This is a genomic window from Nonomuraea sp. NPDC059007 (genome assembly GCF_042740555.1).
GTDB lineage: Bacteria > Actinomycetota > Actinomycetes > Streptosporangiales > Streptosporangiaceae > Nonomuraea.
The window spans coordinates 61,736-84,538 of record NZ_JBHYJD010000040.1 but is presented as its reverse complement, the minus strand read 5'-3'; the positions used below and the strand labels follow the sequence as shown (position 1 = coordinate 84,538).

Genomic DNA, 22,803 nt, shown 5'->3' with positions numbered 1-22,803 from the left:
TCTCCTCCTGCTCCGCAGCCTCTCCTCAGGCAACAGTAAGGCACGGGTATCCCGGTATGTCACGGGAAATGGGTTATCTCGGGTCAACCAATCCAGCGGTAGCGGTGTTCTGGGCGGCCGGCGGTGCCGTACCTCGGACGGAGTTCCGCTTTGCCCACCGCGCACAGGTGCTCCAGGTACCTGCGGGCGGAGACCCGCGACAGGCCGGCCAGAGCGGCCGCCTCGGCGGCCGACAGGTCGCCGGCCGCGGCGCGCAGCGTGTCGGCGACCAGCTCGCACGTGGCCGACGACAGGCCCTTGGGCAGCGGCGTCTTCAGCGCGCCGAACAGCCGGTCGACCTCGTCCTGGCCGACCTCGGGGCCGAGCGCGGTCAGCCGCTTCCTGCTCGCGGCGTACTGCCGCAGGCGGTCGGCCAGCGCGGCGGCGGTGAACGGCTTGATCAGGTAGTTGACCGCGCCGCTGCGCATCGCCTCCCTGACTGTGGGCAGGTCGCGGGCGGCGCTGATCATGAGCACGTCCACGTCGTTGAGCGCCTTGAGCACGTCGAGGCCGGACAGATCGGGGAGATAGATGTCGAGGAGCACCAGGTCCGGGCGGAAGCGGCGGACGGCCTCCAGCGCGTCGTTGCCGGTGTGGGCAGCGGCCACGACCTCGAAGCCCGGCATCCGCGCGACATAACCGCTGTGGATCCTGGCCACCATGAAGTCGTCGTCGACGACCAGCACCTTGATCATGGCAGCAGCGCGGTGAAGACCGCTCCCCCCTCGTTGCGTACGTTCACCCAGCCGCCCCTCCGCAAACACGCCTGCCGGGTCAGCGCCAGCCCGAGCCCGCGCTGGCCGGCGCGCGCCGCCTTGGTGGTGAAGCCCTCCCTGAAGACCTCCTCGACCAGGCCGGGGGTGATGCCGGGGCCGGAGTCGCCGACGCGCACGTGCAGGCCGTCGGCGGTGGTCCTGACCGACACCTCGATCGTGCCGGGTGCTCCGTCGAGCGCGTCGATGGCGTTGGCCACCAGGTTGCCGACGACCAGAACGGCGTCCTGCGGGTCGCCGAGCACGCCCTCGGGCACCGCGGAGTCCTCGGCCAGCTCCAGCGTCGCGCCGCGCTCGGCGGCCTCGGCCGACTTGGCCAACAGCAGGGCGGCCAGCGTGGGGTCCTGGACGCGTTCGCGGATGCCGACGGCGTAGGTGCTGCGGGTGGTTCTGGTGATGAAGGAGACCGCCGCCTCCTGCTCGCCCAGTTCGAGCAGGCCGACCACGGTGTGCATGCGGTTGGCGAACTCGTGGGCCTGCGCCCGGAGGGCCTCGGTGGCGCTGCTGGCGTCGTCGAGGTCGCGGGCCAGCCGTACCAGCTCGGTCCTGTCGCGCAGGGTGACCACCCAGCCGCGGTGCTGGCCGCGCACCGAGACGGGGGTGCGGTTGAGCACCAGCACACGCTCGCCGTGCAGGACGATGCGGTCCTCGCCCGGGTCGGCGCCGCCGAGCACGTCGCGCATGCGGTCGGAGACCGGCATGGCGGTGAGGTCCTCGCCGACCTCGCCGAGCAGTTCGCGGGCGGCGTCGTTGACGAGCGTGACGCGTCCGGTGAGGTCGAGGGCGAGCACGCCCTCCTTCACGCCGTGCAGCACACCCTCGCGCTGCTCCAGCAGCGCGGCGATCTCGCGCGGCTCCAGGCCGAAGGTCTGCCTGCGTACGCGCGCGGTGATCAGGGCGGCGGCGGCGGAACCGGCGAACAGGACGGCGAGCGCCGTCCACAACAACGGCGGCAGGGTGTCGAACAACTGCTCGCTGACCGTCGCCTCGAGCACGCCTACCGAGGTCAGACCGATCACGGTGCCGTACTCGTCGAAGACGGGCGCCTTGCCCCTGACGGTGGTGCCGATGGTGCCGGTCTCGGTGCCGACCCAGGTGCGGCCGGTCTCGATGACGCCGCTGCCGTCGGTGGACAGCTTCCGGCCGATCAGGGTGGCGTTGGGGTGCGCGTAGCGGGTCTGCTCGCGGTTGGCGATCACGACGTAGTCGGCGCCGGTGGCCTGTTGGACGCTGACGGCGAGCGGCTGCAACACCTTTTCCGGATTTTTCGCGTTAAAGGCCTCGCGGACCTGCGGCATGCCCGCCACCGACTGCGCGATGGCCAGGGCGCGCTGCTGGTAGCGCGAGTTCAGCTGGGTACGCGTGTGCCCGGCCCACACGACGGCCGTACCACCGACGGCGAGCAAAACGATCACCATCTGGAGCACGAACAGCTGAGTGCCGAGCGAGGCGTTTGTGACCCTCCTCACGCGCTTCATGGAAACAGGCCCAGGTCACAGGCGGGTAGCGACCAATACGAACAAAAAGACGGCAAGTGCGTAAAGGCTCGACCGGGAGGGGTTCTCGGCTCACGATCGCAGTTCACCGAACGTGAGAACCCCCCTTGGAGTGATCATGCGCTTGCGCATATTCGCCGCGCTCGCGGCCCTTTCCGTGGCCGCCCTGTCGGCCTGCGGCAACAGCGGCGGCACGAGCGCCTCCGGCAGCGGCACGCTGAAGATCATGGCGCCCGCCAACGCCGGCGGCGGCTGGGACCAGACCTCGCGCACCGCCGAGCAGGCGATCAAGCAGGCCGACCCCTCACGCAAGGTCGAGGTCTACAACGTGCCCGGCGCCGGCGGCACCATCGGCCTGGCCCAGCTGGCCGGCGAGAAGGGCAACGGCAACCTGCTCATGACGATGGGCCTGGTCATGGTCGGCGCCATCGAGCAGAACAAGTCCAAGGTCACGCTGGCGGACACCACGCCGATCGCCAAGCTGACCGAGGAGTACGAGATCATCGTCGTACCCGCCGAGTCCAAGCTCAAGACCGTCGCCGACCTGGTCGCGGCGTGGAAGGCCGACCCGAAGACCGTCTCGATCGCGGGCGGCTCGGCCGGCGGCACCGACCACATCCTGGCCGGGCTCATGGCCAAGGCCGCGGGCGTCGACCCCAAGCAGATCAACTACGTCGCCAACTCCGGCGGCGGCGAGGCACTCAACCTCCTGCTGGGCAACAAGGCCACGATCGGCATCTCGGGCGTCGGCGAGTTCGCCGAGCAGGTGAAGGCCGGCAAGCTGCGCGCCCTGGCCGTCAGCTCCCCGCAGCGCCTGCCCGACCTCGACGCGCCCACCATCAAGGAGGGCGGCCTGGACGTCGAGATCGCCAACTGGCGCGGCATGGTCGCCCCCGGCGGCCTGTCCGACGCCGACAAGAAGGCGCTGACCGACCTGGTCACCAAGATGCACGCCTCGCAGGCGTGGAAGGACGCGGTCGCCAAGAACGGCTGGATCGACTCGTTCCAGACCGGTGACCAGTTCGCCTCGTACCTCAACGCCGAGCAGACCCGGGTCAAGGCCATCATCGCCGAGATGGGCCTCGTCTCCTGATGGAGCCCACCCAGAGCAAGAAGCGGGGCTGGTGGCGACCCGAACTCGGGTTGGCGCTGGCCCTGCTGGCCGTCGGCGTCTACGTGATCATCGGCACCCTGAACGTGGAGGCGGCGACCTCCGTCGTCGGCCTGGGCCCGAGGTTCTTCCCCATGCTGGTCGGCGGCGCCATCACCGTCGTGGGCGTGTTCTACGTGATCGACGTCGTGCGCGGCGGCCGCGGCGACCCCGAGGAGAGCGAGGACATCGACGCCGACGCCCCCGCCGACCTCAAGCAGGTCGGGCTGGTCGGCGGCGTCTTCCTCGCCTTCACCGCGCTGCTCGACACGCTCGGCTGGGTCATCGCGGGCAGCCTGCTGTTCTTCGGCCTGTCGCTGGCCCTCGGCGCCGAGCACCGCGTCCGCGCGGCGATCATCGGCGTGGTCCTGGGCCTCGGCACCTACCTCGCCTTCGTCAAGGGCCTCGGCGTGAACCTGCCCGCCGGCCTCCTGGAAGGGGTGATCTGAGCCATGGACTCCCTCCAGCTCCTGCTCGACGGCTTCGCCTCCGCGCTGACGCCGGTCAACCTGCTCTACGCGCTCGTCGGCGTCACCCTCGGCACGCTCGTCGGCGTCCTGCCCGGCATCGGTCCGGCCATGACCGTCGCGCTGCTGCTGCCGGTGACGTTCACCGTGCCACCGGCCAGCGCGTTCATCATGTTCGCCGGCATCTACTACGGCGGCATGTACGGCGGCTCCACCACCTCCATCCTGCTCAACACCCCCGGCGAGTCCTCCTCCATGATCACCGCGCTGGAGGGCAACAAGATGGCCAAGCGGGGCCGCGCCGCCCAAGCGCTGGCCACGGCGGCCATCGGCTCGTTCGTCGCGGGCACCCTGGCCACCGGCCTGCTCGTGGTGGCCGCCCCGGCCGTGGTCGCGTTCGCGATCGCCTTCGGCCCCGAGGACTACTTCGCCCTGGCCATCCTGGCCTTCACCGCCGTCTCCTCGGTGCTGTCCCGCTCGGTCGTGCGCGGCCTGGCCTCGCTCGGCTTCGGCCTGGCGATCGGGCTCGTCGGCATCGACCAGCAGACCGGGCAGGCCAGGCTCACGCTGGGCATCCCGCAGTTGTTCGACGGCATCGACGTGGTGATCGTCGCGGTGGGCCTGTTCGCGCTGGGCGAGGCCCTTTACGTGGCCTCCCGGCTGCGGCACGTGCCGCCGGAGGTCATCCCCGTCGGCCGCGCGTACCTGGGCCGCGCCGACTGGGCGCGCTCATGGAAACCGTGGCTGCGCGGCACCGCGCTGGGCTTCCCGTTCGGCGCGCTGCCGGGCGGCGGCGCCGAGATCCCCACCTTCCTGTCGTACGCGACCGAGAAGAAGCTGGCCCGCGGCGTGGCCCGCGAGGAATACGGCAAGGGCGCCATCGAGGGCGTAGCCGGCCCGGAAGCGGCCAACAACGCCTCGGCGGCCGGCACCCTGGTCCCCCTGCTCAGCCTGGGCCTGCCCACCTCGGCCACCGCCGCGATCCTCCTGGCCGCCTTCCAGCAGTACGGCCTGCAACCCGGGCCCCAGCTCTTCGACCACAACCCGGCCCTGGTCTGGGGCATGATCGCATCCCTGTTCGTGGGCAACGCGATGCTGCTGGTGCTCAACCTGCCGCTGGCGCCGCTTTGGGCGAAGGTGCTGCATGTGCCGCGGCCGTACCTTTACGCGGGGATCGTGATGTTCGCCGCGCTGGGCGTCTACGCCCTGAACGCCTCGGCCGTGGACCTGATCGTGCTCTTCATCCTCGGCCTGCTGGGCTGGGCGATGCGGCGCTTCGGCCTGCCGGTGGCGCCCGCGGTGATCGGCATGATCCTGGGCCCGATGGCCGAGATCCAGCTCCGCCGCGCTTTGGCCATCGGGGCGGGCGAGGTGACCGTACTGGTCAAGAGCCCGATCGCGGTGGTGCTGCTCGTGTTGTCGGCGCTGGCGCTGCTGACCCCGCTCTTCAGAAAGCTGATGGCACGGAGGCGCGACAGAGCGGTCACACCTGAATCACGCCCCGAGTAGGGGAAGGCGAAACGGGGCATCACCCGAGTGGTTCCTGGGGAAAGACGTTGTGGCCCCGCCGGCCTTGTCCACCGGCGGCGCCACAAGCACGGTCTTCCACCCTGGCGCGCTCCGCGTGTGCGGCTTCCAGGCGCTTCTCCAGTCGAGCTGAGGCTCGACCCCTGCCGGACCTCGCTGCGCTCGGGCGTTTCACTTTGTGCGCGCCTTCGGCAGGCGGCTTGCGCGCGTGTGGGGCAGGAAAGACCGGGGTGCCTGGTGCACCACGTTCGGTCCATCCCGAGCACCCTGGCGCAGACGCGCTACACGATCACCCGGCGCGACGACGACATCCTGCACCAGCGGCGCAGCACGCCGGTGCGCTGTCCATCAGAGCGCCAGGGCGCGTGCCAGGCCCTTGCCGACTTCAATCATGGTCGCCAGGCTGAGCGCACCCATGTCGCGCTGGATCTCGTCACGGAACATGGCGCTCAGATCGTCGCAGACGACGAATCCGGCCAGCGGGTCGTTGGGCCCGAGAGGAATCCACGACGGAAGGTCTCTTCGCGTGGTCGTGATCCGGGCGACGAGGACGTCGTCGATCGCCTTGTTGCGGGCGTTGTTGGACACCACCAGCCATGGCTTGCGACCTTGCCCGAGATCGGCTTCATAGACACGCCCACGGAGAGGAATGATCAAGTCGTTCACTGGCCGCGATCCCGCCTGCGGTTGCGCATGGCGGCGCGGTAGTCCAGGTCTTCCTCGCTCATGTCGTCCGCCCAAGCCGTGTAGCCGGTGATGGCGACCTTCTCCTCCACTGCGGCGCGTCCCGCGGCAAGCAGCGCGGAGAGCAGTGCGGCCTCCGAGGCGCCTTCGACGAACTCCCGACCGGACAGCTTGCCCAGCGTCGCGCGGTAGGCGTCGCTGTCGCGCAGGTGGGACAAGAACTTGATGTCTTCTGCATCCAGGGGCACGGTCTGGCGCTTGGTGCTCATCATGCATCAGATTCTACATCACATTCTGATGCAGATAGTATGGCGCTTGCTCGTGCACGCCTTGCGTGGAGCCTCCGGCTGCCCACCGACCCACCGCTCGCGGCGACCGGTCCAACCGGCTCACGGGGCGGCGACCGTACCCCAGACCAACCCAACCCCCGCGCCCGCACGGGTCGCCCTTCACAGAACGCGAGCCGAAGGCGAGGTGCACGGCACGCGACACCCGCTGCGTGGGTCGGTGCCGGTGCGGTGCCTGGCACACGAGTCGCCGCACGGCCCGTGCAGCGCGATGCGGCGCACCAGGCAGGGGCACGCGAGTCGGGGCGCGGTCTATGGAGCGAGGCACGCAGCGCACAGCACGCGGCCTGGGGCGCGACCCGCGCTGCTCGACACCCGGCGCGACACCAGCCGCGCGCTGCGCAGCGTGGGTCACACTGCTCGGCGCACGGCACATGGTGCATAGATCGGGATGGCCTGGGGCGGGTGGGCTGGAGCGGGGGCGGGACGTGGAGGAGCCGGGCGCCTGGGTGGGCGTCCGGCTCTGGGCTGGGAGGGGTTATGCGGCGGTGGTCACCGCGGTCTTCTGGTGGCCCGGGGTGGTCACGCCGAAGCGGGGGGCCACCCACACGCCTGCCAGCACCATCACCAGCGTCGCCGCGAACACGGTCCAGTAGCCCGAGGCCGCGGCCGTGAACAGGGCGCTGGTGACCGCGACCGCCACCACCGAGAAGACCGCCTCGCCCACCTGCAGCGACGAGCTGTTGGCCCCCTGCTCTCCAGGCGAGGACAGTTCGAGGGTCAGCACCGAGAGCGTCGGGTACACCAGCCCCATCCCGAAGCCCGCGATGATCCACGACGGGTACGCCAGCCAGATCGGCACCGGCTCGAAGGTGACCGCGCCCATCAGCAGGATGCCCAGGGCGATCAGGGCGGTGCCGCCGCGCAGGTTCGTCATCCGGCTGAAGACCTCGCGGCCCTGCAGCCACGACGCGAGCGACCAGGTCAGGGCGCCGCCGGTCAGGGCGATGCCGGCGACGAAGGTCGACAGCCCGCGCTGGCTGATCAGCATCAGCGGGATGATCACTTCGGCGGCGAAGAAGGCGCCGGTGGCCAGGCCGCGCAGGGCCACGACCGAGGGCAGGCCCCTGGCCGCGCGCAGCGTGCCGGCGGGCAGCAGCCTCGGCAGTGCCAGCGCCAGGACGACCAGGCCGGCGACGAGGAGGAGTACCTGGCCCTGGCTGCCGTACTGCATGAGGCCGGCGCCGACGGCGGTCACCGCGGCCCAGCCGAGCTTGCCGACCATGCCGGGCGCGGTGTCGGCCTGCCCGCCGGAGACCGGCTGGCCCACCAGACCACGGAACAGGACCAGTGCCGCGATCGCGGTCAGGATCGGCACGCCCAGGAAGACCCAGCGCCATCCGGCCGTCTCCACGACGACTCCGACGATCGCCGGCCCCACCATGGACGGCACCACCCATGCCGTCGCGAACAGCGAGAAGATCTTCGGGTGCATCGCCTCGGGGTAGGTCCTGGCGACCACGACGTACAGGGCGACCTGGACCAGCGCCCCGCCGAAACCCTGCACGAGGCGTCCGGCGATCAGCATCTCCATGTTCTGCGCGAACCCGGCCAGCCCCAGACCGCCGGCGAACGTCACCGCTCCCACCCAAAGCGGCGCCAGCGGCCCGCGGAGGTCGGCCCATCGGCCGCCCAGGACCGTCCCGATCACACCGGCGGCCATGGCACCGCTGAAGGCCAGGCCGTACAGCTCAAGTCCGCCCAGTTCGCGGGCGACGACGGGCATGGCGACCGCGACCGCCATGTACTCGAAGGCGACGAGCGACACCATCGCCACCAGGCCAATTGTCAATGCTCTGCGCTTCATGCCCATGAAAGTACGGCGGTGCAGGGGATCGCACATCGTGCCGTGGTCCTAGGTCCACATGGGCCCATAGTCCTAGAGCTTCTATATCCAGAATGACTGGAATTACTCTCGAAGCAAGGGCCCCGCCGCGACGGCAGGGCCCTTGGGAACTACTCGGAGACGCCCAGCTTCTCCAGGATCAGCTGCCGGGCGCGGCCGGCGTCAGCCTTGCCTCGGCTGGCCTTCATGACGCCGCCGACCAGCGCGCCCACCGCGGCGATCTTGCCGGAGCGGACCTTGTCGGCCACGTCGGCGTTGCCGGCCAGGACCTCGTCGATGATGGCCGACAGCTCGCCCTCGTCGTTGACGATCTCCAGGCCGCGCGCGGCCACGACCGCGTCGGGCGTGCCCTCGCCGGCCAGGACGCCCTCCAGCACCTGGCGGGCCAGCTTGTCGTTGAGCGAGCCCGAGGCGACCAGCACGGTCACGCGGGCGATGTCGGCCGGGGTGATGGGCAGGTCGGCCAGGGCGGTGCCGCTCTCGTTGGCGCGGCGGGCCAGTTCGCCCATCCACCACTTGCGCGCGTCGGCCGCCGGGGCGCCCGCCGCGACCGTCGCCTCGACCAGGTCGATGGCGTCGGCGTTGTGCATGGCCTGCATGTCGAGGTCGGACACGCCCCACTCGGCCTGCAGCCGCCTGCGCTTGACCAGCGGCAGCTCGGGCAGCTCCGCCTTCAGCCTGGCCACCCACGCCGCGTCGGGCGCGATGGGGACCAGGTCGGGCTCGGGGAAGTAGCGGTAGTCCTGCGCCTCTTCCTTGGAACGGCCGGGCGTGGTGGTGCCGGTGTCCTCGTGGAAGTGCCTGGTCTCCTGGATGATCTTGCCACCCTCGGCCAGGATGTGGGCCTGCCGTTCGATCTCGGAACGGACCGCCCGCTCGACGCTGCGCAGCGAGTTGACGTTCTTGGTCTCCGTGCGGGTGCCCCACTCGGAGGAGCCGCGCGGCATCAGCGAGACGTTCACGTCGCAGCGCATGGAGCCTTCCTCCATGCGTACGTCGGAGACGCCCAGCGACCGCATGATCTCGCGCAGCTCGGTGGCGTAGGCCTTGGCCACCTCGGGCGCCATCCGGTCGGTGCCCGGGATCGGCTTGGTGACGATCTCGACCAGCGGAATGCCGGCGCGGTTGTAGTCGACGATCGAGTAGTCGGCGCCCTGGATGCGGCCGGTGGCGCCGCCCACGTGGGTGGACTTGCCGGTGTCCTCCTCCAGGTGCACACGCTCGATCTCGACGCGCACGGTCGCGCCGTCGACCTCGACGTCGAGGTAGCCGTCGAAGCAGAGCGGCTCGTCGTACTGCGAGATCTGGTAGTTCTTCGGCATGTCCGGATAGAAGTAGTTCTTCCGGGCGAAGCGGCACCACTCGGCGATGGAGCAGTTGAGCGCCAGGCCGATGCGGATCGTGGACTCGATCGCCGCCTCGTTGGCCACCGGCAGCGCGCCGGGGAAGGCCAGGCAGGTCGGGCAGGTCTGCGTGTTGGGCGCGGCGCCGAACGTGGTCTTGCAGCCGCAGAACATCTTGGAGGCGGTGCCGAGCTCGACATGGGTCTCCAGGCCGAGAACGGGCTCGAACCGGCCCAGCGCCTCGTCGAAAGCCATCACGGTCATAGCGCGGGCGCCTCCTTCAGCAGCGGGCCGCCCCAGCGGCTCTCCAGGGCCTTCTCGACCGCGGCGGCGACCCGGTAGCAGCGGTCGTCGCCCAGCACCGGAGCCATGATCTGCAGGCCGACCGGCAGGTCGTCCTCGTCGGCCAGGCCGCAGGGCACCGAGATGGCCGCGTTGCCCGTCAGGTTCGACGGGATCGTGCACAGGTCGGCGAGGTACATCGCCATCGGGTCGCCGGTGCGCTCGCCGAGCTTGAACGCCGTGGTCGGCGTGGTCGGCGAGATCAGCACGTCCACCTGCTGGTAGGCGGCCTCGAAGTCGCGCGCGATGAGCGTGCGGACCTTCTGGGCCTGGCCGTAGTAGGCGTCGTAGTAGCCGCTCGACAGGGCGTAGGTGCCGAGCATGATGCGCCGCTTGACCTCGGGGCCGAAGCCGGCGGCCCTGGTCAGCGCCATGACCTCCTCGGCGCTTCTGGTGCCGTCGTCGCCGACGCGCAGGCCGTACCGCATGGCGTCGAAGCGCGCCAGGTTGGACGAGCACTCCGACGGCGCGATGAGGTAGTAGGCGGGCAGCGCGGTGGTGAAGGTCGGGCAGGAGACCTCGACGACCTTGGCGCCGAGCGACTCCAGCAGCTCGACGGCGTCGTGGAAGCGGTTGAGCACGCCCTGCTGGTAGCCCTCGCCGCCGAACTCCTTGACGACGCCGATGCGCATGCCCTGGACGTCGCCGTGGCGGGCGGCCTCGACGACGGCGGGCACCGGGGCGTCGATGGAGGTGGAGTCCATCGGGTCGTGCCCGGAGAAGACCTCGTGCAGCAGCGCCGTGTCGAGCACGTTGCGGGCGAACGGGCCCGGCGTGTCGAGCGAGCTGGCGAAGGCGATGACGCCGTAGCGGGAGGAGCCGCCGTAGGTGGGCTTCATGCCGACGATGCCGGTGACCGAGGCCGGCTGGCGGATGGAGCCGCCGGTGTCGGTGCCGGTGGACAGCGGCGCCTCGTAGGCCGCGACCGCCGCCGACGAGCCGCCGGAGGAGCCGCCAGGGGTGCGGGTGAGGTCCCACGGGTTGTGCGAGTCGCCGTAGGCGGAGTTCTCCGTGGAGGAGCCCATCGCGAACTCGTCGAGGTTGGTCTTGCCGAGGATGACCAGACCGGCCGCGCGCAGCCGCGCGGTCACGGTCGCGTCGTACGGCGGCCGCCACCCCTCCAGGATCTTGGACGCGGCGGTCGTCGGCATGTCATGCGTGGAGAAGATGTCCTTGTGCGCGATCGGCACACCGGCCAGCGGCCCGAGCTTCTCCCCCGCGGCCAGCCGGGCGTCGACCGCCCGCGCCTGGGCCAGCGTGACCTCGCGGTCGACGTGGAGGAAGGCCTTGACCTTGGGCTCGACCTCGGCCATCCGGTCGAGGTGCGCCTCTGCCACCTCGGCGGAGGAGGTCTCGCCGGCGGCGATGAGCGCGCCCAGCTCGGCAGCCGTCTTATGGATGAGACTCATGCTTCCTCCCCCAGGATGCGCGGAACCCGGAAGCGGTCGTCCTCGACAGCCGGCGCCCCGGCCAGGGCTTGCTCAGGCGTCAGGGACTGTCGCACCTCGTCGGCGCGGAACACGTTGGTCAGCGGAAGCGCGTGCGACGAAGGCGGCACGTCCTCGGCGGCGACCTCGGCGACCTTCGCGACAGCTTCGATGATCGCATCGAGCTGCGTGGCGTAGTGGTCGAGCTCGTCGTCGGACAGCGCCATCCTGGACAGCCGGGCCAGGTGGGCGACCTCGTCGCGGGTTATGGCGGACATGAGTCGTTGAACCCGTTTCTGGATGGAGTTTGGACACTGTCATCCTAGGGGGCCCGGGCAAGCGAGACCGAACGGATAACGGGGCCGGCCACGCACGCGCCGGTTCTGAAGGCCCCGGGGGGCTCAGGCGGTTCTGGTGACCTCGGCGGGGCGGTAGCCGTAACCGAGCGCGGGTTCGGCGTCGAGGTGGTCGCGCAGCCAGAGGGTGGCGTCGGCGGCGACCATCGGCTCGCGGAACAGCCAGCCCTGGCCCACGTCGCACCCCATCTCGGCCAGCCGGTGCGCGGCCTCGTCGGACTCGACGCCCTCGGCCACCGAGCGCAGCCCGAGCGAGCGGACGAGGTCGACGATGGAGCGGACGATCCGCTCGTCGTCCTCGGACTCGGTGATGCGCCGCACGAACGACGAGTCGATCTTGACCTCGGCGACCGCAAGGCGCTGGAGGCGGATGAGCGAGGAGTAGCCGGTGCCGAAGTCGTCCAGGGAAAGGGGCACGCCGAGCGTGGCCAGCGCCTTGATCGTGTCGTGCGTGTACGCCTGGTCGCCCATGAGGATGCGCTCGGTGACCTCGAGCTGGATGGCGTCCGGCGGCAGGCTGTAGCGGGCCAGCCCGACCTCCAGTTGCTCGGGCAGCGCCGAGTCGAGCAGGTCGCGGGCCGAGACGTTGACCGAGATCTGCACCTTGAGCCCCATGTGCCACCACCGGGCGGCCTGTTCCAGCGCCTCCTCGATGACGTACTCGGTGAGCTGCCGCATCAGGTACGACTGCTCGGCCAGCGGGATGAACTCGGCCGGAGGGATCGTCCCGTGCACCGGGTGCCGCCAGCGCACCAGCGCCTCCACCCCGTGGACGGCGCCGGTGGTGAGGCCGACCTTGGGCTGGTAGTGCAGGCGCAGCTCACGGTTGTCGACCGCGCGGCGCAGGTCGCCGAGCAGGTGGAGGCGCTCGGGCGAGTTGCGGTCCTTGTCCGGCTGGTAGAGCTCGACGCCGGTACGCGCCTCCTTGGCCATGTACATGGCGACGTCGGCGCGCTGCATGAGGAGCTCGAAGTCGGGCGCGTGGTCGGGGAAGAGCGCGATGCCGACCGATCCGTCGAGGTCGAAAGTCATGCCTTCGAGGCGCACCGGCTCGGTGAGGGCGGCGCGCAGCCTGGCCGCCACCTCGCGGGCGGCGTGGGCGTCGCGGATGGACGGCAGCAGCACGGCGAACTCGTCGCCGCCGAGCCTGGCCACGACGTCGCCGGGCCGTACCGAATGGAGGAGGCGGTGGGCCACCATCTGCAGCAGGCGGTCGCCCACCGGGTGGCCCATGGTGTCGTTGACCTCCTTGAACCGGTCGAGGTCGAGGAGGAACAGGCCCACGCGCTCGCCTTCGCGCGCCTCGGCCAGCGCCTCCTCGGTGCTGACGATGAGCATCTTGCGGTTGGGCAGGCCGGTGAGCTCGTCGTGCAGCGCCTGGTGGTCGCGGCGCATCGAGAGCGTGGCGGTGAAGTACACGGCCGCCAGCGGGGCGACGAAGAGCGGTACGAGGCCCGGCGAGTGGCTCATGACGACCACGACCAGGGGGGCCAGGCCCAGCAGCGCGGTGTAGACGAGGGCCTGCGGTCCGGCGGTGCCGCGCAGGACGCGGATCACCGAGCGGCGCTCGTGCAGGGCGACGGCGCCGCAGACGAGCATGGCGCGGGTGATGAAGTAGGCGACGCCGGACAGCGCGATCGGCACGAGGTCGGCCCCGCTCGGCACCCAGGGCACCGCGGGGGTGGGCACGATCGCGAAGACGCCGAGCACGACGGCGGCGGCGGTGAGCGCGAGCGTGGACTGGCCCACGTTGAACAACACCCGGTGCCAGGCCTTGCGGGTGACGACCCCGTTCATGACGACGCCGACGACCTGCATGAGCACGGCCGTGGGCAGCCCGAAGTGCAGCAGCACCGCGAAGGTGAACATCGTCGAGGGGTAGGTGCCGCCCACGGAGGCCGCGGACGAGACCATGACGGGCCTGAGCTCGCCCAGCACGACCAGCACCGCGAGCACCCAGAACAGCGGGGTCCTGGCGAGCTCCGCCAGGCCGACGGGGTCGAGCCTGAGGATGGCCGCGACCAGCGCGGTGCCGCCGATCGCGGAGATGGCCGCGAGGAAGGCCCACAGCGGAGTGCCCATGCGCGGGCCGGTGTCGCGGGTGTCGGTTGGGTCAGTCATGAGTAACAGAACCCCCATTAGGTCACTATGGGAGGGTACGACCTTAACCCCACTTCGCGAAACCGAGCGCGTACGTTCCGTCACTTCGCCTTTCCGACATTCCTTCACATTCTGACCGGCCCAGAACCTACTTCTAGAACCCCATACGGCCCCCGACCTCGCGCGATGCCCGCCGCGACCAAGGGCTCCAGGATCTTTTACGGCTCAGGCTCGACCGCGACCGCCGCGGCCGCCTCCGGCCCCTGCTCCAGCAGCACGCCGAAGCCCCGCTCGTCGAGGATGGGCACGCCGAGTGACACCGCCTTGTCGTACTTCGACCCGGCGTTCTCCCCCACCACCACGAAGGCGGTCTTCTTGGAGACCGAACCGGCCACCTTGCCGCCGCGCGACTCGATCTCCTGCGCGGCCGAGTCGCGGGTGTGGCCCTCCAGCGTGCCGGTGACCACGAGCGTCAGCCCCTCCAGGGTCTTCGGGCCGGTCGCCTGCGCGGGCTCGTCGTCCTCCATGCGCACGCCCGCCGCCCGCCACCGCTCGACGATCTCGCGGTGCCAGCCGACCTCGAACCACTCCTTGATCGTGGCGGCCATGTTGGGCCCGATGTCCTTGATCGCGGCCAGCTCCTCCACCGACGCGTTCATGATGGCGTCGACCGAGCGCATCGCCGAGGCCAGCGCGCGTGCCGTCGGCGGCCCCACGTGCCGGATCGACAACGCCACCAGCACCCGCCACAGCTCCTTGTCCTTGGCCGCCTCCAACTGCTCGCGCAGGCTGAGCGCGGCCATCGACGGCTCGCCGTTGGCGTTGGAGAACAGCGAGACGACCTTGGGCTCGCCGGTCTTCTCGTCGATCTTGGGCGCGCCGGTGTCCTGGTCGCGGACGATCGAGCGGATCGGGATCAGCTTGTCGAGCGTGAGGTCGAACAGGTCGGCCTCGGTACGCAGCACCGGCTCCTGCCCGGCCACCGGCTGGGTGAGCGCGGTCGCGGCCACGTAGCCCAGGCCGCCGATGTCGAGGGCGTTGCGGCGGGCGGCGAAGAAGACCCGCTCGCGCAGCTGCGCCGGGCAGTGCTGGGCGTTCGGGCAGCGCAGGTCGGCGTCGCCCTCCTTCTCGTAGGCCAGCGCGGTGCCGCAGGCCGGGCACTGGGTCGGCATCGTGAACTCGCGCTCGCCGCCGTCGCGCAGGGCGAGCACCGGCCCGACGATCTCGGGGATGACGTCTCCGGCCTTGCGCAGCACCACGGTGTCGCCGATGAGCACGCCCTTGGCCTTCACCACCGCCGCGTTGTGCAGCGTGGCCCGTTCCACCGTCGAACCGGCCACCACGATCGGCTCCATGACCGCGAACGGCGTGACCCGCCCGGTCCTGCCGACGCCCACGTGGATGTCGAGCAGCTTGGTGTTGACCTCCTCGGGCGGATACTTGAAGGCGATCGCCCAGCGCGGCGCCCGCGAGGTCGAGCCCAGCTCACGCTGGGTGCGGAAGTTGTCGACCTTCACCACGACACCGTCGATCTCGTACGCCGGGTCGTGCCGGTGCACCCGGTAGTGCTCGATGAAGGCGTTGACCTCGGTGAGACCCGCCACCACCCGGAACAGGTCGGAGACCGGCAGCCCGAAGGCCCGCAGCCTGTCGTAGACGTCCGACTGCGCCTTCGGCTCCTCGGCGCCCTCCCAGACGCCGATCCCGTGCACGATCATGCGCAGCGGGCGCTGGGCGGTGACGCGCGGGTCCTTCTGCCGCAGCGTGCCCGCCGCCGCGTTGCGCGGGTTGGCGAACAGCGGCTTTCCCTCGGCGCCCAGTTGCTCGTTGAGCTTGGCGAAGTCGGCCACCGGGATGTACACCTCGCCGCGTACCTCCACCAGCGACGGGATGTCGTCGCCCCGGAGCCGGTGCGGCACCCCCTGGATCGTGCGCACGTTCGGGGTCACGTCGTCGCCCGTGCGCCCGTCGCCGCGGGTCGCGCCGCGCTCCAGCTTCCCGTCCCGGTAGACCAGCGCGATCGCCAGCCCGTCGATCTTCAGCTCGCACAGGTACGGCCCCGCGTCCCCCTCGGCCAGCCGTTCCGCCCGCGCGCTCCACGCGGCCATGTCGGCCTCGTTGAAGGCGTTGTCCAGGCTCTCCATCCGCGCCACGTGCTGCACCTTGGCGAAATCACCGGACGGCGGCGCGCCCACCTTCTGCGTAGGCGAGTCGGGCGTGCGCAGCGTGGGGTCGATCTCCTCCAGCGAGAGCAGTTCGCGAAACCACTGGTCGAACTGGGCGTCGCTCACCGTCGGATCGTCGAGCACGTAATACCGCCAGCGAGCTTCTTCGACCAGTTCGCTTACTTCCGCGTGCCTCTTACGGGCATCGCCCGGCGCTTCGGCGGTCATCCCCGTACTCCCCTCGTTCAACGTTCAGAGAGAACGCTATCCAAGGGAACGGCGGTCAGGAAAAGACATTGGGGTCCCTGCCGCGCACCCCTGTCTCGTGCGAATTGATCCGCTCGACTTTGGCGCCCATCTCGGTGATCTTCCGGCTGGTGTTGATGACGATCGTGCCGGTGTCCGTACCGGGCCCGGGATTGTAGATCTCACGGCTGCCCCGGCCGCCGCCCTCGGTCCTGTAGTAGATGGTCAGCCGCGTGTCCCAGCCCGGCCCGCCGTCCTCCAGGGAGAAGCGGATGCGATACCTCTTGAACCCTTTTCTCCGGGGGCTGATCTTCAGTGTCGCGTCGGCCCGGTGAGAAGGCGACGGAAGGGACACCTTGCTACCGCTCTCCACCATTTCCCGCCTCTCCTAACACGTGGTCAGTGCGCAGGCCGCGATCAACGGCTGGTCGATCACATCGGCCAAATAGCGGAAATCCCATTCGACAACCCCGCTTTGGACGTTACTTGCGACCATCGCGTACGTGCCAGGCCCAAAGGCGACCCCTTCCCCGGCCCTGGACAACGTGTGCACGCGGCGCGGCCCGGAACGGTCCCGGATGAGCCAGACGGCGACCGTCTCGTCCAGGGCGGCCGTCGCGGCGACCCGGCCGTCGGGGCTGATCGCCACCTCGTGGACCGGGCCGCCGTGCCCGCCCATCGAGCCCGCCGCGACCAGCCGCGTGCCCCCGCTCACCTCCCACAGCACCGCCTTCCTGTCCTCGCCGCCGCTCACCACCAGCTCCCCGCGTACGGCCAGCGCCCGCACGTCACCGGAGTGCCCGTCACCCGTGGCGGTACGGCGGGGCCGTACGGGATCACGCAGATCCCACAGCGCCAGCCGCCCGTCCGCCCCGCCCACGACCCCGAACCCGTCGCCCAGCGCGACCACGGAGGCGGCGCCCGTCCCGGGCAGGCGGCTCTCCAGCCCGGTCGCCGCCGACCAGAGGACCACCCCGTCGGGCCCGCTCATCAGGGCCAGGCGGCCGTCCGGGCTGAGCGCGACCGAACGCAGCCGCATCCCCTCGGCCAGCGTCAGCGATCCGGCCGGGCGGCGCAGCGTCGCGCCGGACTCGCCGCCGGCCAGGGCCGAGGTACCGTCCGCGCTCAGCGCCACCGCCGTCGCCTCGGGAAAGCGCGTCACCTCGCTCTCCGGACCCCAGAGGGTGGCGCCTTCGCGGTCGTGGGTCAGCTTCATCGCCCCGCCGACCGCGATCTGGTCCGCCGCGCCGGGCAGGACCTTCCTGCCGGGCGGGTCGGCGTAGCGCCAGAGGATGGCGCTGGTGTCGCCGCTGCCCGTGAGCAGCCGTCCGCCGGGCCCGAACCCGACCGCGGTCGCCTCCGCGGTGTGCCCGGCCAGCCGGGTCCTGACCTGCGGGAAGCGCGGGTCGGCCAGGTCCCAGACGATGACCGAGTAGTCGTCGCCGGCCGAGGCCAGCATGGTGCCGCCCGGCGCGAAGGCCACGTCGCCGATGAAGCCCTCGTGCCCGGTCAGGTAGCCGACCAGCTCGGGCCGGCCGCTTACGTCCCAGACGCGTTCGCCCACCACGGCCAGGGCGCCGTCCGCGCGCAGCGCGACGCCGAGGCTCGGGTTGCTCTCCGACTCCGGCACGGGCAGCGGCTCGGAGGTTCCGGCGCCCAGGCGCCATACGCGCCCCGCGCCTGACCCGTCGGCCGCCACCAGCACCTCACCGGCCACGGCCAGGTCGGTGACGGGCGGGCCGAAGCGGGAGAGCATCTTCGGCGTCCCGCGCACGTCCCACAGCTCCACGCCGCGGTCCGTGGCCACGGCCACCCGGTCGCCGCCCGCGTAGAACTCCGCGTGATGGCCGGGATCGCCCAGGACCGCCGCCAGCCGGGGCGACGGGCCGGTCAGGTCCCAGATCTCCGGCGCCGTCTCGCGCCAGGACACCACCGCCCGGCCGTCCGGGCCGAAGCGGACCGCGTAGACCGAGCCCTTGCCGGTGGCGGGCAGGGTGGCGAGTTTGGTGCGTTTCTCCAGGTCCCAGAGGTGGAGCGTGCCCTGGAAGTCGCCGGTCAGGGCTCTGGCGCCGTCCGGGCTGACGGCGACCGCGTTGACCGAGGCGCTGAACCCGGTCAGGCGGGCGCGGTAGGCCATGCTGAGCGCGTCGGCGGCCAGGGCGGACTCCGTCACGGTTCCGGAGTCGGTTCTGACCGCCTCGATGCCGAGGCGGAGGGCGGCGGGTGGGTCGGCCTGCCGTACGACGTCGGCCTGGAACACCTTCGCGCGCGCGGCGGCCGTGCGGCGCTCGCGCTCGGCGTCCTGATATTTCAGTACGGCCACCGCGGAAGCGATCAGCGACACCACGAGCAGCCCGCTCAGCACGGACACCAGCGCCACCCGCAGCCGGGCCCGCCGCCTGGCCAGCGCCTGCGAGGCGGCCAGGAACCGGGCCACCAGCGGTCCCGGCCGCCGCCCCGCCGCCCATTCGCGAGCCAGCTCCAGCCGCGAGCCCTGATACAGCCCCGCCGCGTCGCCCTCCCACGCGCGGGCCGCCTCGACCAGGCGCTGCTCGACCAGGAGCGCGGCCCGGTCGTTCTCGATCCAGCCGCGCAACGCCGGCCAGGCGGTCAGCAGCGCCTCGTGGGTGATCGTGACGTGCTCGCCGTCCAGCGTGAGCAGGCGGGCGTCGTCGGCGGCGAACGCGGCGATCGCCTCCTCGGCGGGCAGCTCCGCGGCGGGCAGCTCCAGGGCGAGCTGGTCGCGGGTGAGGCGGCGGCGGGTGTCGTCGGTGCCGTCGCCGACGTGCACCAGCCGCAGGAACAGCGCCTTCGCGCGGCCGGGGTCGGGCAGCGAGGCCAGCACGTCGTCGGCGGTGGCGGCGAGCGCGCCGTGGATGCCGCCGGTCTGGCGGTATCCGGCCACGGTCAGGACGGTTCTGCGGCGCTGCTGCCAGGTGGCCAGCAGCGCGTGCGAGAGCAGCGGCAGCCGCCCCGGCTCCTGGCCGAGGTCGCGCAGGAGCAGCTCGGCCAGGCCAGGCTCCAGTGTCAGCCCGGCCGACGTCGCGGGGCGTTCGATGGCGGCGCGTAACTCGTCCTCGGTCATCGCGCCGACCACGACCTGTCCGCGTTCCAGCGCGGTGCGCAGGGCCGGGTGCTCGGCGCAGCGGCCGAGGAAGTCGGCGCGGACCGCCAGCACGGTCAGGCCGGGACGAGCGCAGACGCGCGCGGCGGCGTCCAGATCCTCCTCGAACTGGTCGACGATCAGCACGTCCACGTCATCGGGCAGGGGGTCGCCCGGCCTGATCACCGCGGCGGTGCGCGGGCCGCCCATCGCGCCCTGGCGCAGCGCCGGGACCAGTCCCGCGCGCAGCAGCGAGGACTTGCCCGACCCCGACGGCCCGGTGACGATCAGCGGCGCCGGGTCGGCCTCGCGTTCGGCCAGCCGCCTGACCAGCTCGGCGACCAGCCGGTCCCGGCCGAAGAACAGCGCCGCGTCCGTCTCGCCGAACGCGGCCAGGCCCTTGTAGGGGGCGCCCTCCGGCAGGCCGGACGGCGACAGCCGTACCCCCTCGGGAGAAAGCCCGTGGGCGGGGTTGCGGGCGAGCGCGAGCTCGCCCACGCGGCCGGTGGAGCGGGCGCGCGGGCGCGGGAACCCGGCCGCGGGCAGCGTGCGGCTCAGATGCCGGTGGACGTGCTGCAGCGTCAGGTACGGCGGGCCGCCCGGATCCCCCTCCCGCAGCAGGCGCAGCAGGGCCCCGGAGAAGGCCGTGTACCTGGCGCCCTCCGGGGCGAAGGAGGGCTCGCTGCGCCCGGCGGAGGTCAGCACGTACGCGCCGGTGATCTCGGTGAGCCCGGCCACCTCGTCGAGCGCGGACATGCCCTCGATCGCCCGGCCGGAGAAGCAGCAGTCGAGGACCACCGCGACCGGCGCGTCCACGTTGTCGAGGAGGTAGCGCCGCACGGTGTCATACGGCAGAGCCGTGTGTTCCAGGTGGAGCGGCCCGGAACGGGTGACACCGGCGGCCAGATGAAGCGAGCCACGACGGCTGACAAGGCCGTGGCCCACGTAATACACGATCAGCGGGCCGCCCGCGGAAGCCGCCGCCTGGGAGACGGCGGCGCCCAGCTCCAGCGGACTCGCCAGATCGAGCCCGACCCGGACGTCGGCCAGCCCGCACGTCTCCAGCAACACCGCACGCAGGTCGTGGAGGGTACGAGCGACCGCGGGGAGGTCCGGCAGGTCGGATTCTGGACGATGCGTGCCCGTGCCGATCAGCAGCGCGCTGGCGCCCGCGAAGTCACCGGCTCTCACGCATCGAGTTCAGCACAATCTCGCGATCGCGCCATGGGTAGGTCCCTACTCAGCCACCTGGGGCCCCCTGGCCCCGAGCCTCAGCCGCCTTGGGCCCAGACGCCGTCCCAGCCGGAGCACTTTCCGGTGATCTTGGTGGCGGTGCCGCGGCAGACCTTGCCCTCGATGGAGAGCATGTAGCCGGTGCCGAGAGAGAACGCCAGCGGCTTGGTGCCCGAGCAGTTCTTGTAGGTCTTCTTGCCCTGGCCGCCGCTCTCCTTGGTCCAGCGGAACTTCAGCCAGGAACATCCCTTCTTGCCGGGGAAGTCGTAGAGCTTGCCGGAGACGGTGAAGCCGGGCCGGTCGAGGACGACCTTGCCCTTGGCCTTGCCCGCGCGGTCGGCGGAATAGATGGAGCCCCAGCTCCAGGTCTCGGGGTTGGCCGAGGCCATGGCGGGGGCCGCAAACGTCGCGGACGCGAAGAGGAGGGTCGCGCCCACGGCTATGCTGCGAAAAATCATGATTCCGAGGCTAGTCAGGCGCCTTGCATCCCGCTTGCAGGATCATCCCGCAGCACCTCCGCCGCCTTGTGACAGGCACGCAGCGCCGCCCGCGCGTACTGGGGAGAGGCCCCCGCCAGCCCGCACGAGGGCGTGAGCGTGACCCGGTCGGCCAGGTCACCCGGCGCGAACCCGAGCCGCCGCCACATCTCCACCGCCGGTCCGGCCACGTCCCCGGCGTCCGGCAGCCGCGCGTCCGTGCCCGGCACCACGCCCAGCAGGAACACCAGCCCGGCTTCGACGGCCTCGCCGATCGCGTCGTCGTCGCGCCGCCGTAGCAGCGAGGCGTCCATGGAGACCCCGCGCACCCCGGCCCGCCGCAGCAGCCCGAAAGGCACGCCGGGCGCGCAACAGTGCACCAGCGGCGCCTCGAACCCCTTCAGCGACTCCTCCACCCGCCACTCCTCGACCGCGGCCAGCCGCCCGAACCCCGAGGCCGTCGGCACCGTGCCCCTCAGCACGCCGGGCAGTCCGGGCTCGTCGAGCTGGAGCACCACCTCGCTCACCCCGGGCAGCCGCTTCCTGACCTCGGCCAGATGCTCCTGAACCCCCTGGGCGAGAGAAGCGGTCAGATCCCGCACCGCCCCGGCGTCGGACAACATCTTGTCGCCGTGGCGCAACTCGATCGCGGCGGCCAGCGTCCACGGCCCGCACACCTGCACCTTGAACGGCCCCTCGAACCCCTGCCCCAGCTCCTCCAGCCCGTCGAGATCACGGCGCAGGTGGTCGGCCGCGCGGTGGTGATCACGTCCGGGCCGGTCCGTCAGCCGCCATCCCGACGGCTGCACCTCGACGGCCAGATCGACGAGCATCGAGGCCGTCCGCCCGACCATGTCCGCACCCACGCCCCTGCCCGGAAGCTCCGGCAGATAGGGCAAACCGGGCACCTCACCGAACACCACACGCAGCGCCTCCAGGTGATCTTCACCCGGATGCGAACCAACCCCGGTAGCCTCCCACGCAGTCATGGCCCCCAGCCTAGTTATCGTGGGGACCATGGAGCTCACCAAGTACGGACACGCGTGCGTGCGGCTGGAGAAGGACGGAAAGGTCCTGATCATCGACCCGGGCGTCTTCACCGAGGACCCGGTCCTGGACGACGCCGACGCCGTGCTCATCACCCACGCCCACTTCGACCACCTCGACACCGAGCGCCTCAAGGCCGCCTCCCCCGACATCGAGGTCTGGACCTGCGCCGAAGTGGCCGCCGCCTTGACCGACGCCCCGATGAAGGTCCAGACGGTGAAGCACGGCGACACCTTCACCACGGCCGGATTCACCGTGAGCACCCACGGCGAATGGCACGCGGCCAACCACCCCGACATGCCGATCGCCAACAACGTCGGTTTCCTGGTGGACGAAGAGCTCTTCTACCCCGGAGACGCCCTGACAGTGCCCGAGGCGCGGGTGGGCACACTGCTGGTCCCAACAGGCGCGCCGTGGCTGAAGCTGTCGGAGATGGTGGAATACCTCCGCACGATCCGCCCCGCCAGGGCGTACTCGACGCACGACGCGTTGTACAGCGAGGTGGGCCTGACCTTGGTCGACAACTGGCTCAAAATGGAAGCCGACCGCCAAAACGCCGACATCCGCCGCCTCCCCCTCCGCACCCCCGTATCTCTCTCCTAACCCGCCACTTCCCTGACGCGCCTTTCCGTCGCG

18 protein-coding genes are annotated in these 22,803 nt (G+C 71.2%); 4 read left to right on the top strand and 14 right to left on the bottom strand.

Going from position 1 to position 22,803, the window contains the following annotated elements; genetic code table 11:
- Positions 1-83 precede the first annotated feature (83 nt).
- Together ACFWY5_RS43480 and ACFWY5_RS43475 are read right to left on the bottom strand one after the other, a co-directional pair.
- Positions 84-734: a response regulator gene (locus tag ACFWY5_RS43480; RefSeq protein WP_379612022.1), complete on the bottom strand. Its 651-nt coding sequence runs from the start codon at positions 732-734 to the stop codon at positions 84-86.
- A complete protein-coding gene (locus tag ACFWY5_RS43475) occupies positions 731-2,290 on the bottom strand; it encodes an ATP-binding protein (protein WP_379612024.1) in 1,560 nt (519 codons plus the stop codon). Before ACFWY5_RS43475 ends, ACFWY5_RS43480 begins: the two co-directional genes overlap by 4 nt.
- 136 nt (positions 2,291-2,426) lie before the next feature.
- On the opposite strand from ACFWY5_RS43475, the gene ACFWY5_RS43470 reads away from it, so the two are divergent.
- The 3 genes from ACFWY5_RS43470 to ACFWY5_RS43460 are packed head-to-tail and all read left to right on the top strand — an operon-like array spanning position 2,427 to position 5,434.
- The gene (locus ACFWY5_RS43470) at positions 2,427-3,401 is read left to right on the top strand and encodes a Bug family tripartite tricarboxylate transporter substrate binding protein (RefSeq protein ID WP_379612025.1); all 975 of its coding nucleotides are present in this window, start codon (positions 2,427-2,429) and stop codon (positions 3,399-3,401) included.
- Positions 3,401-3,907, top strand: coding sequence for a tripartite tricarboxylate transporter TctB family protein (locus ACFWY5_RS43465; protein WP_379638345.1), 507 nt, complete (start codon positions 3,401-3,403; stop codon positions 3,905-3,907). Before ACFWY5_RS43470 ends, ACFWY5_RS43465 begins: the two co-directional genes overlap by 1 nt.
- A 3-nt stretch (positions 3,908-3,910) precedes the next feature.
- Complete coding sequence (locus ACFWY5_RS43460) at positions 3,911-5,434, top strand: tripartite tricarboxylate transporter permease (protein ID WP_379612027.1); 1,524 nt, start codon at positions 3,911-3,913, stop codon at positions 5,432-5,434.
- Positions 5,435-5,800: 366 nt separating this feature from the next.
- Here the strand turns inward: ACFWY5_RS43460 and ACFWY5_RS43455 are convergent, their stop codons facing one another.
- From ACFWY5_RS43455 to ACFWY5_RS43400, 12 genes are all read right to left on the bottom strand, one after another.
- Entirely contained in the window at positions 5,801-6,118 is a 318-nt protein-coding gene (locus ACFWY5_RS43455; RefSeq protein WP_379612028.1) for a type II toxin-antitoxin system PemK/MazF family toxin, read from the bottom strand.
- Positions 6,115-6,408: a hypothetical protein gene (locus ACFWY5_RS43450; RefSeq protein ID WP_379612029.1), complete on the bottom strand. Its 294-nt coding sequence runs from the start codon at positions 6,406-6,408 to the stop codon at positions 6,115-6,117. The genes ACFWY5_RS43455 and ACFWY5_RS43450 overlap by 4 nt, the downstream gene beginning before the upstream one ends.
- 553 nt (positions 6,409-6,961) lie before the next feature.
- The gene (locus tag ACFWY5_RS43445; RefSeq protein ID WP_379612030.1) at positions 6,962-8,290 is read right to left on the bottom strand and encodes an MFS transporter; all 1,329 of its coding nucleotides are present in this window, start codon (positions 8,288-8,290) and stop codon (positions 6,962-6,964) included.
- A gap of 149 nt (positions 8,291-8,439) precedes the next feature.
- Positions 8,440-9,927, bottom strand: coding sequence for an Asp-tRNA(Asn)/Glu-tRNA(Gln) amidotransferase subunit GatB (gene gatB, locus ACFWY5_RS43440; protein WP_379638347.1), 1,488 nt, complete (start codon positions 9,925-9,927; stop codon positions 8,440-8,442).
- A gap of 5 nt (positions 9,928-9,932) precedes the next feature.
- Entirely contained in the window at positions 9,933-11,423 is a 1,491-nt protein-coding gene (gatA, locus tag ACFWY5_RS43435) for an Asp-tRNA(Asn)/Glu-tRNA(Gln) amidotransferase subunit GatA (RefSeq protein WP_379612031.1), read from the bottom strand.
- Positions 11,420-11,719 (bottom strand): Asp-tRNA(Asn)/Glu-tRNA(Gln) amidotransferase subunit GatC, encoded by a 300-nt coding sequence (gene gatC / locus ACFWY5_RS43430; protein ID WP_184960458.1) that lies wholly within the window; start codon positions 11,717-11,719, stop codon positions 11,420-11,422. Before gatC ends, gatA begins: the two co-directional genes overlap by 4 nt.
- A 123-nt stretch (positions 11,720-11,842) precedes the next feature.
- Entirely contained in the window at positions 11,843-13,918 is a 2,076-nt protein-coding gene (locus ACFWY5_RS43425; RefSeq protein WP_379612032.1) for a putative bifunctional diguanylate cyclase/phosphodiesterase, read from the bottom strand.
- A 197-nt stretch (positions 13,919-14,115) separates the two neighbouring features.
- Positions 14,116-16,290, bottom strand: coding sequence for an NAD-dependent DNA ligase LigA (gene ligA, locus ACFWY5_RS43420; RefSeq protein ID WP_379638344.1), 2,175 nt, complete (start codon positions 16,288-16,290; stop codon positions 14,116-14,118).
- A gap of 55 nt (positions 16,291-16,345) precedes the next feature.
- Positions 16,346-16,684, bottom strand: a complete 339-nt coding sequence (locus ACFWY5_RS43415) for a hypothetical protein (RefSeq protein WP_379612034.1) — start codon at positions 16,682-16,684, stop codon at positions 16,346-16,348.
- Between the two features lie 12 nt (positions 16,685-16,696).
- The gene (locus ACFWY5_RS43410; protein WP_379638343.1) at positions 16,697-20,602 is read right to left on the bottom strand and encodes a hypothetical protein; all 3,906 of its coding nucleotides are present in this window, start codon (positions 20,600-20,602) and stop codon (positions 16,697-16,699) included.
- A gap of 80 nt (positions 20,603-20,682) precedes the next feature.
- Positions 20,683-21,102, bottom strand: coding sequence for a hypothetical protein (locus ACFWY5_RS43405; RefSeq protein ID WP_379612036.1), 420 nt, complete (start codon positions 21,100-21,102; stop codon positions 20,683-20,685).
- 14 nt (positions 21,103-21,116) lie between these two features.
- Positions 21,117-22,109 (bottom strand): methionine synthase, encoded by a 993-nt coding sequence (locus tag ACFWY5_RS43400; protein ID WP_379638342.1) that lies wholly within the window; start codon positions 22,107-22,109, stop codon positions 21,117-21,119.
- 28 nt (positions 22,110-22,137) lie between these two features.
- On the opposite strand from ACFWY5_RS43400, the gene ACFWY5_RS43395 reads away from it, so the two are divergent.
- A complete protein-coding gene (locus ACFWY5_RS43395) occupies positions 22,138-22,770 on the top strand; it encodes an MBL fold metallo-hydrolase (protein ID WP_379612038.1) in 633 nt (210 codons plus the stop codon).
- Positions 22,771-22,803: the final 33 nt, after the last annotated feature.